Origin of the sequence: Streptomyces sp. NBC_00400, from assembly GCF_036048035.1 — a bacterium.
Lineage (GTDB): Bacteria > Actinomycetota > Actinomycetes > Streptomycetales > Streptomycetaceae > Streptomyces.
In genome coordinates, this window is record NZ_CP107940.1 from 2,249,437 (window position 1) to 2,262,181 (window position 12,745).

The 12,745-nt window shown below is 72.1% G+C and carries 12 protein-coding genes; 3 read left to right on the forward strand and 9 right to left on the reverse strand.

What is annotated here, in order from left to right; genetic code table 11:
• Window positions 1-5: 5 nt before the first annotated feature.
• From coaD to OHS81_RS09785, 4 genes are all read right to left on the reverse strand, one after another.
• Window positions 6-518, reverse strand: a complete 513-nt coding sequence (coaD, locus tag OHS81_RS09770; RefSeq protein ID WP_129293998.1) for a pantetheine-phosphate adenylyltransferase — start codon at window positions 516-518, stop codon at window positions 6-8.
• Complete coding sequence (gene rsmD, locus OHS81_RS09775; RefSeq protein ID WP_328384331.1) at window positions 515-1,114, reverse strand: 16S rRNA (guanine(966)-N(2))-methyltransferase RsmD; 600 nt, start codon at window positions 1,112-1,114, stop codon at window positions 515-517. The genes coaD and rsmD overlap by 4 nt, the downstream gene beginning before the upstream one ends.
• Before the next feature lie 189 nt (window positions 1,115-1,303).
• Window positions 1,304-4,288: a helicase-related protein gene (locus OHS81_RS09780; protein WP_328384333.1), complete on the reverse strand. Its 2,985-nt coding sequence runs from the start codon at window positions 4,286-4,288 to the stop codon at window positions 1,304-1,306.
• Window positions 4,289-4,416: 128 nt separating this feature from the next.
• Window positions 4,417-6,060 carry a DAK2 domain-containing protein gene (locus tag OHS81_RS09785; RefSeq protein ID WP_328384335.1) on the reverse strand — a complete coding sequence of 548 codons (1,644 nt, stop codon included), beginning with the start codon at window positions 6,058-6,060 and terminating at the stop codon, window positions 4,417-4,419.
• A gap of 233 nt (window positions 6,061-6,293) precedes the next feature.
• Between OHS81_RS09785 and rpmB the strand changes: the two genes are divergently transcribed.
• Window positions 6,294-6,479, forward strand: coding sequence for a 50S ribosomal protein L28 (gene rpmB / locus OHS81_RS09790; RefSeq protein ID WP_018087178.1), 186 nt, complete (start codon window positions 6,294-6,296; stop codon window positions 6,477-6,479).
• A gap of 187 nt (window positions 6,480-6,666) precedes the next feature.
• Here the strand turns inward: rpmB and thiD are convergent, their stop codons facing one another.
• Window positions 6,667-7,482, reverse strand: coding sequence for a bifunctional hydroxymethylpyrimidine kinase/phosphomethylpyrimidine kinase (thiD, locus tag OHS81_RS09795; RefSeq protein ID WP_328384337.1), 816 nt, complete (start codon window positions 7,480-7,482; stop codon window positions 6,667-6,669).
• 105 nt (window positions 7,483-7,587) lie between these two features.
• Window positions 7,588-8,556: a thiamine-phosphate kinase gene (locus OHS81_RS09800; protein ID WP_086720456.1), complete on the reverse strand. Its 969-nt coding sequence runs from the start codon at window positions 8,554-8,556 to the stop codon at window positions 7,588-7,590.
• Window positions 8,557-8,714: 158 nt separating this feature from the next.
• Here OHS81_RS09800 and OHS81_RS09805 point away from each other — a divergent pair, with 158 nt between their 5' ends.
• The gene (locus tag OHS81_RS09805; RefSeq protein ID WP_328384341.1) at window positions 8,715-8,948 is read left to right on the forward strand and encodes an Lrp/AsnC ligand binding domain-containing protein; all 234 of its coding nucleotides are present in this window, start codon (window positions 8,715-8,717) and stop codon (window positions 8,946-8,948) included.
• A gap of 21 nt (window positions 8,949-8,969) precedes the next feature.
• Window positions 8,970-9,449: a DUF3515 domain-containing protein gene (locus OHS81_RS09810; protein ID WP_328384343.1), complete on the forward strand. Its 480-nt coding sequence runs from the start codon at window positions 8,970-8,972 to the stop codon at window positions 9,447-9,449.
• Between the two features lie 60 nt (window positions 9,450-9,509).
• Here OHS81_RS09810 and OHS81_RS09815 read toward each other — a convergent pair whose 3' ends face one another.
• From OHS81_RS09815 to OHS81_RS09825, 3 genes are all read right to left on the reverse strand, one after another.
• Window positions 9,510-10,646: a D-alanine--D-alanine ligase family protein gene (locus OHS81_RS09815; protein ID WP_328384345.1), complete on the reverse strand. Its 1,137-nt coding sequence runs from the start codon at window positions 10,644-10,646 to the stop codon at window positions 9,510-9,512.
• 140 nt (window positions 10,647-10,786) lie between these two features.
• Complete coding sequence (locus OHS81_RS09820; protein ID WP_129294006.1) at window positions 10,787-11,788, reverse strand: NAD(P)H-dependent glycerol-3-phosphate dehydrogenase; 1,002 nt, start codon at window positions 11,786-11,788, stop codon at window positions 10,787-10,789.
• On the reverse strand, window positions 11,785-12,651 hold the full coding sequence (locus tag OHS81_RS09825) for a lysophospholipid acyltransferase family protein (protein ID WP_328384348.1): 867 nt from the start codon (window positions 12,649-12,651) through the stop codon (window positions 11,785-11,787). Before OHS81_RS09825 ends, OHS81_RS09820 begins: the two co-directional genes overlap by 4 nt.
• Between the last annotated feature and the right edge of the window lie 94 nt (window positions 12,652-12,745).

Consider the following 12,745-nt stretch of genomic DNA (forward strand, 5'->3'; position numbering starts at 1 on the left):
GGGCGTCAGCCCTTGTTCCGCAGGCGCTCGGTCAGAGCCTCCAGGACGAACGGCGGCACCAGATGGGAGACATCACCGCCCCAGGCGGCGACCTCCTTGACGAGGCTGGAGGAGAGGAAGCTGTAGGTGGGGTTGGTGGGGACGAACAGCGTCTCCACTCCCGACAGGCCGTTGTTCATCTGGGCCATCTGCAGCTCGTAGTCGAAGTCGCTGACGGCGCGCAGCCCCTTGACGATCGCGGGGATGTCGCGCTGCTTGCAGAAGTCGACGAGCAGGCCGTGGAAGGACTCGACCTCCACATTGCCGTACTCGGCGGTGGCGCGGCGGATCAGGTCGATCCGCTCGTCGACCGTGAACAGCCCCTGTTTGGACTGGTTGATCATCACGGCGACGTGGACGACGTCGTACAGCTTGGAGGCACGGGCGATGATGTCCAGGTGCCCGTTGGTGATGGGGTCGAACGACCCCGGACAGACGGCGCGGCGCAACTCGGGTTCCTCGCTCTCCGATCCGGTCATGACACGCTTACTGACGTCGATTCGACGGACGTCGAAGCGGCGCGACCGTACCAAAGCGTCCCCTCGCCGTAGCGACGGGCCTTGATCGCTGCAAAACCGTCCGGCCACGGGAACGTGCCGCCTCGGGTACTGCGTTCCACCGTGACGAGTGCGTCGTCGGCAAGCCAGCCCTGGCCACGGAGTGTGAGCAGGATCTCGCACAGTTCCGCGTCGGTCACCACGTAGGGCGGGTCCAGGAAGACGATGTCGTACGGCTCGCCCGGGGGCGGTGCGGCGGCGGTCTGCTCGGCCTTGCCGGCCCGGACGTCGACGCCCGGGAGGCCCACCGCACGGACGTTGTCCCGGATGGTGCGCACGGCGCGGGCATCGGCCTCGACCAGCAGGACGTGTGCGGCGCCGCGGGAGAGCGCTTCCAGGCCGACGGCGCCGGAGCCGCCGTACAGATCGAGCACCCGGGCACCGCCGAGCGGCCCGTCGAGGGATTCCCAGGTGGAGAACATGCCCTCGCGCGCACGGTCGGAGGTCGGGCGGGTGCCGTTTCCCGGGGGTACGGCCAGGCGGCGGCCGCCGGCCGTACCGGCGATCACGCGGGTCATGGGCCCGTCCTTACGTTGCGCGTGGTCGGTGAGGAGGAGCCGGGCGGGCTCCGCCCCTCCACGATATTCCGTCGGCCGGGGCCCGGCGTCCGGCCGGGGCTTCCCCCAGGCGCACCCGGTGGTGATCGATCTCACGTGGCGGCGGGCGGGTGGAGCCGTGGGCGGGCGGTCCGGGGCCGCGGACCCCGCTCACCCCTTGTCCAGATACTGCTCCCGGTCCTCGTCCAGCAGGGCGGACAGGGCGATCCGCAGCTCCGGATACCCGGTCAGCTCGGGATCGGCGGTGACCAGCGCGGTGGCCTCCTCGCGGGCGGCCGCGATCACCTCCTCGTCCTCGATGACCGCGAGCATCCGCAGCGACGAGCGGACGCCGGACTGCGCCTGGCCCAGGACATCGCCCTCGCGTCGCTGTTCCAGGTCGATACGGGAGAGTTCGAAGCCGTCGAGGGTGGCGGCCACCGCGGCGAGCCGGGCGCGGGCCGGGCCGGCCTCCGGCATCTCGCTGACCAGCAGGCACAGACCGGGCGCCGCGCCACGGCCGACCCGGCCGCGGAGCTGGTGCAGCTGGGAGACGCCGAAACGGTCGGCGTCCATGATCACCATGGCGGTGGCGTTCGGGACGTTCACCCCGACCTCGATGACGGTCGTCGCCACCAGCACGTCCAGCTCACCGGCGGCGAACCGGCGCATCACCTCGTCCTTGTCGTCCGGCGCCATCCGGCCGTGGAGGACCGCCACCCGCAGGCCGGCGAGCGGCCCCTCGGCGAGCTGCCCGGCGATATCGAGCACCGCGAGCGGGGGCCGCTTCTCCTCCGCGTCCTCCGCTGAACCCGCCTGGTCCGCGGCCCCCTTGGAGCCGGCCGGTTTCTTCGCCCCCTTGGGCGCGTCCTCCTCGTCGCCGATCCGGGGACACACCACATAGCCCTGGTGTCCGGCCGTCACCTCTTCGCGGACCCGCTCCCAGGCGCGCGCGAGGAAGTGCGGTTTGTCCTTGGCGGGCACCACATGGGTGGCGATCGGCGAGCGTCCGGCGGGGAGTTGGTCCAGGACGGAGGTCTCCAGATCGCCGAAGACGGTCATGGCGACCGTGCGCGGAATGGGGGTCGCCGTCATGACCAGGAGGTGCGGCGTCTGCTTTTCCCGCTGGGAGTGCCCCTTGCCCCGAAGCGCGTCCCGCTGCTCGACGCCGAAGCGGTGCTGTTCGTCGACGACAACCAGGCCCAGGTCGTGGAACTGCACCTTGTCCTCGATCAGGGCGTGGGTGCCGACGACGATTCCGGCCTCGCCGGTGACCAGATCGAGCAGCGCCTGCCGGCGGGCGGCGGCGCCCATGGAGCCGGTCAGCAGCACCACCTTGGTGCCCTGCTCCGCGCCGCCGAGCATCCCGCCCTCGGCCAGCTCCCCCATCATCTCGGTGATCGAGCGGTGGTGCTGCTGGGCGAGGACCTCGGTCGGCGCCAGCATCGCGGCCTGACCGCCGCTGTCGACCACACCGAGCATGGCGCGCAGCGCGACCATGGTGTTGTGGGTGACGGTGAAGTGGTCGGTCACATAGGCGTGGCCGGGGTGCCGGACGCTGATGCACTGGACGGGCTTGCGGCCGGCGTGCTCGATGGCCCGGATCGTGCGCCCGAAGCCTGCCCCGCCTTCCTGAGGCAACGCCACGTCGACGTCGTACGCCCCCTCCCCCACGGCGCTCAGCCGGGCCCGTCCGCCCAGCGAGCGCACCAGCCAGGCGAGGTCGTCGGCCAGCGGGCGGTGCGCGGCACGGAACACCGCAGTGGCGCCGGCGGGCCCGCTTCCGGCGTCCAGCAGGCCCCGCAGCACGGCCAGCCGGTCCTTGCGCGGCGCGTTGCGGTAGGCGTCCGGCACCCGGGCCGCCGGACCGCCGTCCTCCGCGAGCTTCCGCCCCAGCAGATACGGATCGAGCGGCCGGTCCCCGCCGTCGTCGAGGTCCACCGGTACGGCCGCGGCGATGGACCACCGGGGGCGGCCGTCGGGGTCGTTCAGGTCGCGGCGCAGCTCGCGGGTGGTCAGCACCCTCTCCTGGGCATCGCAGGACCGGACGATCCACAGATGCTCGTCGTCGCACTCGACGGCGCTGCCGTCCGAGAGCACCAGCCGCCACACCTCGCGCTCGCCCTGCGGGAAGACACCGTCCACCACGGCGAGCTCGCCGCTGGGCACCACCACTTCGGTGCCGACTCTCATCTCCCCCATGGGCAGGAAGCCGCGCGGTGTCAGCACCAGCGCATCCAGCGGCTGGGCCTTGCCGGAGCCCACCTCGCCCTGGAGGAGGCGGTGCATGGGGTGTTCGGTCGCCAGGTCGTCGAAGATCTCCCGGCTGACCTTCTGCTGGCCGTCGGTGAGGGTGAAGGGCAGCTTCGCGTCGAAGGCGTCGAGGATGCCGCCGGCGGCCGGCCTCCTTGCCACCGCGGGGAGTTGGGTCTCGGCGAGGCGGCGCCGGGCGAGCGCGACCTGCAGGACGTACGCCTCGTCCCACTTGAGCCGGTCCCGCGCGGCGGCGATGTCGGCCTTGCTCGCCGGGCGGTGGATCTTGAGCAGCGCCTCGGTGAGCGGGACCAGCTCCCGGCCGTCCCGGAGCGCTTCGGGCAGCGGGTCGACGGCGTCGCGCGCGCTGGGCAGCACCGCGTCGACCGCCTTGGAGATCTTCCAGGACGCCATCTGCTGGCAGGCCGGGTAGATCGGCAGGAGCTGACCGGCGAAGGCGCTGACCGCATCCGTGCCGCCCTCGGCGTCGCCGTCGAGGAGCTCGTAATCGGGGTGGGCGAGCTGGAGTGTGCGGTTGAAGACCGACACCTTGCCGGCGAACATCGCCCGGCGGCCGGGCAGCAGATCCTTGTGCGGCTTGTGGATGCCCTTGCCGAAGAAGACCAGCCGCAGGCGGCCGCTGCCGTCGGTGAGCGTCACCTCGAGGCGCTGTCCCCGGCCTCCGTTGAACTTCAGCACCCGGGAGTCCGCGACCCGGGCGACGACCGTGACGTGTTCGTCCAGCGGGAGGTCCGAGAGGCGGGTCAGTTCGCCGCGCTCGGCGTAACGGCGCGGATAGTGGTGCAACAGGTCGCCGACCGTATGCAGGTCGAGATGCTCGGCCAGCACCTTTGCGGTGGTGCCACCGAGAATTTTCTTGAGAGGTTCGTCGAGCGCTGCCACGCCTCTATTGCACACCACGCCTGTGACAATCGCGGCCGGCTCACCCGCCCGGCGCGCTCCCACCGGCCCGTACGCTCGGGCCGGCCCCGACGCTCATCCCGGCCGCACGCGCACACCGGCCCGCGCGCTCACTCCACGCCGATGAGCAGCGGCGCGGCGTGCTGGCCCCCGTCGTAGACGACCGTGTCCACGGCGAGATGACGCTCGCGGACGTACTCCGCCAGCCGCCCGGCGAGCCCGTCGGGTGCCGTCGCGCCGAGGACCAGGGTCACCATCTCCCCGCCCGCCGACAGCATCCGGTCGAGCACCGTCATCGCGGTGCCGGTGAGGTCGGAGCCGATCACCGCGACATCGCCGTCGATCAGGCCGAGGACGTCCCCGGCCTGGCAGACGCCGGCCATCGTCCACGACTGCCGCTCGGCGAGGGCCAGCTCGGCGTAACGGGTGGCGCCCGCGGCCGCGGTCATCGCGACCACGTCCTCGTCGAAGCTGCGGCCCGGTTCGTGCACGGCCAGGGCCGCGAGGCCCTGGACGGCGGAGCGGGTGGGGATGAGCGCGACCCGTACGCCTTCGGCGCGGGCCTCCTCGGCGGCGGCCGCCGCGGTGTGCCGCAGCTCGGCGTCGTTCGCCAGCAGCATCACCTCCCGGGCGTGCGCCTGCCGGATCGCCTGCACCAGTTCGCCGCTGGCGGGCGGCTCCCCGGGACGTACCGGGACGGGGGTCGCGCCGGCCTGGGCACACAGCCCGGCGAGCCCGGCACCCGGCACCACCGCGACCACGGCCCGCGCCGTCATCTCCGGTTCCTTGGTGCGGGCGCCGCCGAAGTGCGTGATCCGGATCCGGTACGGGCGGCCCGCCTCGATGCCGGCCTCCACCGCGGCGCCCGCGTCGTCGACATGGACGTGAACGTTCCACAGGCCGTCCCCGCCGACCACCACGAGGGAGTCGCCGAGCCCGTCGAGCCGGGACCGCAGCCCCGCCACGGCGTCGTCGCCGGCCTCCAGCAGATAGATCACCTCGAAGGCGGGCCCGTCCGGGTCCCCCTGGCCGTCCGCCGCCACCCGGCCCGCGACCTCGCAGCCGGCCGCCTCCGGGAGCGGGGCGTCGGCGCGTACGGCGACCGGTACCGCCGAGACCTCTCCGGACAGCACATCGGCGAGCGCGCCCAGCAGCGCGACCAGCCCGCAGCCGCCGGCGTCCACGACACCTGCCCTGCCCAGCACCGCGAGCTGCCCGGGGGTCTCCTGCAGGGCGCTGCGGGCGCCCTCGTGGGCGGCGCGGGCGACCTCGGCGGCCCCGGCGTCGCCGCCCGCGGCGCGTTCCGCGGCGTCGGCGGCGGCGGTCGCCACCGTCAGCACGGTGCCCTCCACGGGGTGGGCGACGGCCTCGTAGGTCGATGCGGCGGCCCGGCGCAGCGCCCGGCGCAAGGCGTCGGCGGAGCCGTCGGTGGTGGCCAGCACCTCGGTCATCCCGCGCAGCAGCTGCGCCACGATCGTGCCGGAGTTGCCGCGCGCCCCGATGAGGGCGCCGTGTGCCATGGCGCCGATGGCATCGGCGAGGCGGGGGGCGGTGCCGGCCGAGGCGTGCCCGTCGAAGGCGGCCTCGACCGCGCGGGCCGCCGATTCGAGGGTCAGATAGAGGTTGGTGCCGGTATCGCCGTCGGCCACCGGGTAGACGTTGATCGCGTCGATCCGCTCGCGTTCCCGTCCCAGCGCCTCCAGGGCCAGTCCGCACCAGGAGCGGACCGCGGCGGCGTCGAGCGGGTACGGCACGTCGTCCTCCTGAGTCGCGGGATGCCACCGCACAGTAGCCGCGCTGCGGGGGCGGGGCCGGGGCGGGGGCCGGTGGGTGCGTGGTAGTTTCGTTCTACGGGAGCGGTCGTTGTATGCTGCTCCGGTTGCCCGATGCGAATCGGGCCATTCCTCTCCTGACGGTGCCGTTCGGGCAATGCACTCGGCTCGTCGGGATTTCACCGTAAGTGCATCTGAAGTCTTTGGAGTGACCCGTGGCTGCCAACTGCGACGTCTGCGGCAAGGGGCCGGGCTTCGGCAAGAGTGTCTCGCACTCGCATCGCCGTACCAACCGTCGTTGGAACCCCAACATCCAGACGGTGCGTGCAGTGATCGGGCGCACGCCGAAGCGGCTGAACGCCTGCACCTCGTGCATCAAGGCCGGCAAGGTCTCGCGCTGACGTCTTAGCCGTAGCGCACCCAGCCGGTTGCTTGGAGAGCCGGTCCACCTTCGTGGTGGACCGGCTTCTTCCATTTCCGGGGGCGGGTGCGGCTTCTGCCGTCTGTGCGGCGTGGCACGTCTCCCGCCGTTCCCGGGCCGGGCGCCGCGGTGTGCTGCGCCCGGCCGTGGGGCCGCGGTGCACGTCCTCAGTGCGCGTCGCGCCGGCTCCATCGCCAGCCGTGGTCCACGGGGCCGATGCCCGCGCCCAGCCGGAAACCGGCCGCGAGGGCGCCGGTGACATAGTCCTTCGCGGCCGCGGTGGCCTGCGGGACCGTATCCCCCTTGGCGAGCTGCGCGGCGAGCGCACTGGCGAGGGTGCAGCCGGTGCCGTGGGTGTGCCGGTTGTCGTGCCGCGGGGCGCGCAGCCAGTGCTCCTCGGTGCCGTCGGTGAGCAGGTCGACGGCGCTGTCGTCGCGGCCGGCGGGCAGATGGCCGCCCTTGATGAGCGCCCAGCGCGGACCGAAGTCCAGGATCGCGGCGGCCGCCCGGCGCATATCGGCCTCCTCCTCGACGCGGATACCGGTCAGCTGGGCGACCTCGTCCAGGTTGGGGGTGGCGACGGTGGCCGTCGGCAGCAGCGCGGTGCGGACCGCGTCCAGGGCGGTGGCGGCGAGCAGCGCGTCGCCGTGCTTGGAGACCCCCACGGGGTCGATGACGACGGGTACCCGCAGTCCGGCGAGCAGTTCGGCGACGGTCTCGACGAGTTCGGCCGAGGAGAGCATCCCGGTCTTCACCGCCTGAACGCCGATGTCGTCGACGACGCTGCGGAACTGGGCCCGTACGGCCTCGGCCGGCAGCTCCCACGCGCCCTGTACGCCCAGGGAGTTCTGGGCGGTGACGGCGGTGACCACGCTCATGCCGTGGGTGCCGAGCGCCAGCATCGTCTTGAGGTCGGCCTGGATGCCCGCGCCGCCGCCGGAGTCGGACCCGGCGACGGTCAGGACGCGTGGAGGTATGTGCATACCGCCGAATCTACTCGGCGGCGCCCCGCGGTCCTGCGGGCGCCCGTGGTGTCGTCGCCCGTGGTGTCGTCGTCTCCGGTGTCGCCGCCCGTGGCCGTACGCGGCCTATTCGGCATCCCCGTTGTCGCCGAAGTGATCCCAGCCGGCCTTCACCCAGGGGGCGCCGTCCACCGTCACCTGGGGCAGCGCGGAGGGGTGGAGCACTTCCCCGATGACCTTCCACCGGGCGGGCAGCTTCACATCGGGCGGGAAGGTGGCGACGATCGCGTGGTCCTCGCCGCCGTTGAGCACCCACTGCATCGGGTCCACGCCCACGGCCGTGCCGATGTCGGACATCTGCGAGGGGATGTCGATACCGGCGGACCGCAGGTCGATCCGGACCTTGCTGGCCTCGGCGATGTGCCCGAGGTCGGCGACGAGTCCGTCGCTGACGTCCGTCATGGCGGTGGCGCCGAGTCCGGCGGCGGCCGGGCCCGCGTGGTACGGCGGCTCGGGGCGGCGGTGGGCCTCCACGAAGGCGCGCGGCGAGCGGAAGCCGCGGGAGAGGACGGCATGCCCGGCGGCGGACCAGCCGAGCCAGCCGGTCACCGCGACCACATCGCCGGGCTGGGCGCCGGCCCGGGTGACCGGCTCCTGGTTGCGCAGATCGCCGAGCGCGGTGATGGAGACGGTGATGGTGTCGCCGCGCACCACGTCCCCGCCGACGACCGCGGCGCCGGCCACCTGGCACTCGTCGCGCAGCCCGTCCATCAGCTCGGTCGGCCAGGTGGCGGGGAGTTCCGCGGGCACCACCAGGCCGAGCAGGATCGCCGTGGGCACCGCACCCATCGCCGCGATGTCGGCGAGGTTCTGCGCGGCGGCCTTGCGGCCGACGTCGTAGGCGGTGGACCAGTCGCGCCTGAAGTGCCGGCCCTCCAGGAGGATGTCGGTGCTGGCGACCACCCTCCGGTCCGGCGCGGTGACCACCGCGGCGTCGTCACCCGGCCCGATCCGTACGGCCGGAGTGGTCGTGAGCCGGGAGGTGAGCTCCCTGATCAGCCCGAACTCCCCCAGCTCGCCCACGGTGCCCTTCATGCTGTTGCCCTTCCCATGTGTACGGACGGTCCGTACGTGGCTGACGACTGTGCCGTACTTGCCGTGTTCACCGCGCGGGTCTCCCCGCTCCGCTCGGTGACGCGGTACCGTGGCGTCCCTTCTTCCCACATGATCCTCGTAGCCGCCCTGGAGGTTCCGTGGTACAGGCCTACATCCTGATCCAGACCGAGGTCGGCAAGGCCTCGGCGGTAGCTGAGACGATCTCCACGATCCATGGTGTGCTGCAGGCCGAGGATGTGACCGGTCCCTATGACGTCATCGTGCGCGCTCAGGCCGGCACGGTCGATGAGCTGGGTCGCATGGTGGTCGCGAAGGTCCAGCAAGTGGATGGCATCACGCGCACCCTTACCTGCCCGGTCGTCCATATCTAGCTCCCCCGTATCCTCGGCCGGGTGATCTCTACGCGCCGCCGGTACCTGGCCCTTCCGGTGCTCACCGTGCTGTTCGCCGCGGTGAGCTGTTCCCCGTCCGAAGACGTGGCCGTGCCCTCCCCCAAGGGTGCGGCGGCGCGGTACTGCAAGGCGCTGCACAAGGAGTTGCCGCCGACCGTGGACGGGCTGAAGCGGGGTACCCCCGAGCCCGTATCCGACTTCACTGCCATATGGGGCGATCCTGCCGTGAAACTGCGCTGCGGGGTGCCGAAGCCCGACGTCCTGACGTACGGGAGTGAACATTACAACCCCCGTGCCGACGCGGCGGAAGTCAACGGGGTCGAATGGCTCTTTGAGAAGGAGGACGACGGGTACCGCTTCACGACGGTGCTGCGCAAGGCCTACGTCGAAGTGACCGTTCCCGGGAAGTACGCCCCCGAGGTCGATGCGCTCACCGATCTCGGGAGCGCCGTGAAGAAGACGGTTCCCACCGGGGTGTAGGGGCCTTGCCGGGGCGTCGCCCCCGGAGGGGCGGGCCGGCCGCCGGGACGGGCGGCCGGCTCAGCGCAGTCCCGTGGAGCGCTGCAGCGCGGCCTGCAGGAGCCGGTCGATCAGCTCCGGGTAGCTCACACCGCTCTCCTGCCACATCCGCGGGTACATCGAGATGGGCGTGAAGCCGGGGAGCGTGTTGATCTCGTTGATCACGAACTCGCCGTTGTCCTGCAGGAAGAAGTCCGCCCGCACCAGTCCCTCGCAGGACGCCGCCTCGAAGGCCGCGACGGCCAGCTCCTGCACCTTCGCGGTCTGCTCGTCGCTCAGCGGAGCCGGCACGATCCCGTCCGCCGAGTCGATGTACTTGGCCTCGAAGTCGTAGAAGTCGTGCGCGGTGACCGGCGGAATCTCGGCCGGCACGCTGGCCCGCGGGCCGTCCTCGAACTCCAGCACCCCGCACTCGATCTCGCGGCCGCGCAGCAGCGACTCCACGAGGATCTTGGGGTCGTGCCGGCGGGCCTCCTCGATCGCCTCGTCCAGGCCGCCGAGGTCGTCGACCTTGGTGATGCCCATGGACGAGCCGGCCCGGGCGGGCTTCACGAAGAGCGGCCAGCCGTGCTCGCCGGCGAAGTCCACGATCTTCCTGCGGGCGGCTGCAGGATCCTTTTCCCACTCGCGGGGGCGGATGACCTCGTACGGGCCGACCGGCAGCCCGAAGGAGGTGAAGACCCGCTTCATGTAGTCCTTGTCCTGGCCGACGGCGGAGGCGAGCACGCCCGAGCCGACGTAGGGCACACCGGAGAGCTCCAGCAGGCCCTGCAGGGTGCCGTCCTCGCCGTAGGGGCCGTGCAGCACGGGGAAGACGACGTCGACCTCGCCCAGCGCCTTGGGGACCGAGCCCGGCTCGCTGTAGACGACCTCGCGGTTGGTGGGGTCGACGGGGAGCACCACGGCGCCCTCCGTCGACTCGGCGAGCGCGGCCACCGAGGGCAGCTGCCGGTCCGCGATGGCCATCCGGTCGGGGTCGTCGGCGGTCAGCGCCCAGCGGCCGTCGGTGGTGATGCCGATGGGCAGCACGTCGTACTTCTCGCGGTCGATGGCGCGCAGCACGGCGCCGGCCGTGAGCACGGAGATCGCGTGCTCGGAGCTGCGGCCGCCGAACACGACGGCGACGCGGGGCTTGTGTGGGGAGGTCTCGCTGCTCATATCGGGTTGAGGGTACCTGCTGACCGGCGCGGAGTCAGTGCTGCGGCGGCCGTTGGTGGCGTCGCGCCGACGGCCGCCGGGGTGCCGGGGGCCGGGCGCCCGGACGGAACGGGAGGGGACCGGACGTTTCGGCTCCGGTTTCAGTGCCGTTCGGACTTGGCGCTGCGCGACATCAGCTCCTTGAGGGCGACCATCGGCGGCTTGCCCTCGTGGACGATCTCCACGACCGTCTCGGTGAGCGGCATGTCGACACCGTGCCTGCGGGCCAGATCCCGTACGGATTCGCAGGACTTGACGCCCTCGGCGGTCTGTTTGGTGACCGCGATGGTCTCCTGGAGCGTCATCCCGCGGCCGAGGTTCGTGCCGAAGGTGTTGTTGCGCGACAGCGGCGAGGAGCAGGTGGCGACGAGGTCGCCCATGCCGGCCAGCCCGGCGAAGGTGTGCGCGTCGGCGCCCATGGCCAGGCCGAGCCGGGTGGTCTCGGCAAGACCCCGGGTGATCAGGGACGCCTTGGCGTTGTCGCCCAGGCCCATGCCGGTGGCGATGCCGACGGCGAGCGCGATGACGTTCTTGACCGCGCCGCCCAGTTCACAGCCCACCACGTCGGTGTTGGTGTACGGGCGGAAGTACGAGGTGTGGCAGGCGGTCTGGAAGCGCCGGGCGACCGCCTCGTCGGCACAGGCCACCACGGCGGCGGCGGGCTGCCGGGCGGCGATCTCCTTGGCGAGGTTGGGCCCGGTCAGCACCGCGACGCGCTCCGCGGGGACCTTGGCCACCTCCTCGATGACCTCGCTCATGCGCTTGGCCGTGCCCAGTTCGACGCCCTTCATCAGGGAGACCAGGACTGTCCCGTCGGGCAGCAGCGGCGCCCATTCGGCGAGATTGCCGCGCAGTGTCTGGGCGGGCACCGCCAGCACCGCGAACTCCGCACCGCGCGCCGCCTGTGCCGGGTCGGTGGTGGCCCGCACGGACGCGGGCAGCTCGACCCCCGGCAGGTAGTCGGGGTTCGTACGGCCGTTGTTGACGGCGTCGACCAGGGCCGTACGGCGTCCCCACAGGGTCACCTCGCATCCCGCGTCGGCGAGCACCATCGCGAAGGCGGTACCCCAGGACCCCGTGCCGTAGACGGCGCAGCGCGTCACTTGCTTTCATCCTCCTGTGCCTGCTGGGTGCTTCGGGCCTGCTGCGGGCCGACGGCCGGTTCCGGGGCGGCGGCCCGCTCGGCGGGAGCCTGGGCCGCAGCGGCGCCCTGGGCCGTCTTCGCGGCTTCCCGGGCGGCGCGGCGATCCCGGGTGATCGCCTTGCGCCAGTCGTACGGTTCGGCCGGCGCGGGCTCGCCGCGCACGACGGCCAGCTGCTCGGTGATCGCCGCCATGATGACCTCGGTGGCGGCCCGCAGCACCTCGGCGGTCGGCTCCTGGTCGTAGAACGCGCTCAGGTCGACCGGCGGCCCGGCCTGCACCCGCAGCGTCTTGCGCGGCAGGAGGCGGAGCTTCTTCTCCTTGGCGTACGGCGGCATCGCGTCATTGGCGCCCCACTGCGCGACGGGAATGACCGGCGCCTTGGTCAGCAATGCCACCCGGGCGGCACCGGTCTTGCCCTGCATGGGCCACAGCTCGGGGTCGCGGGTGAGGGTGCCCTCGGGGTAGAAGGCGACGCATTCGCCCTTCTCGATGGCGCTGACGGCGGCGCGGAAGGCGGTGGCGGCGTCGGTGGTTTCCCGGTAGACGGGGATCTGCCCGGTGCCGCGCATCATCAGGCCGACAAAGCCGCTCTTGAAGAGTCCGGCCTTGGCGAGGAATCGGGGGACCCGCCCGGTGTTGTACTGATAGTGCGCATAGGAGAGCGGATCAAGATACGAGTTGTGGTTGACCGCGGTGATAAATCCGCCGTCGGCCGGAATGTGCTCCATTCCCTGCCAGTCCCGCTTGAACAGAACCAAGAGCGGCGGTTTGCAGATGACCGCGGCCAAGCGGTACCAGAAGCCGATTCTGCGGCGGGACACTGGGACACCCTCCTTGTGGGACCTGCAAAGCTGCTGCGGGCCGGCAGCCGCACAAGTGTCGCCCCAGGTACCCGCTATGTCGAGGACACCGTAA

Excerpts from the sequence above, each read along its gene's own strand:
- OHS81_RS09800 (WP_086720456.1), bottom strand. The coding sequence starts at position 8,556 with ATGAAGGGCACCGTGGGCGAGCTGGGGGAGTTCGGGCTGATCAGGGAG.
- rsmD (WP_328384331.1), bottom strand. The coding sequence starts at position 1,114 with ATGACCCGCGTGATCGCCGGTACGGCCGGCGGCCGCCGCCTGGCCGTA.
- OHS81_RS09815 (WP_328384345.1), bottom strand. The coding sequence starts at position 10,646 with ATGAGCAGCGAGACCTCCCCACACAAGCCCCGCGTCGCCGTCGTGTTC.
- coaD (WP_129293998.1), bottom strand. The coding sequence starts at position 518 with ATGACCGGATCGGAGAGCGAGGAACCCGAGTTGCGCCGCGCCGTCTGT.
- thiD (WP_328384337.1), bottom strand. The coding sequence starts at position 7,482 with ATGCACATACCTCCACGCGTCCTGACCGTCGCCGGGTCCGACTCCGGC.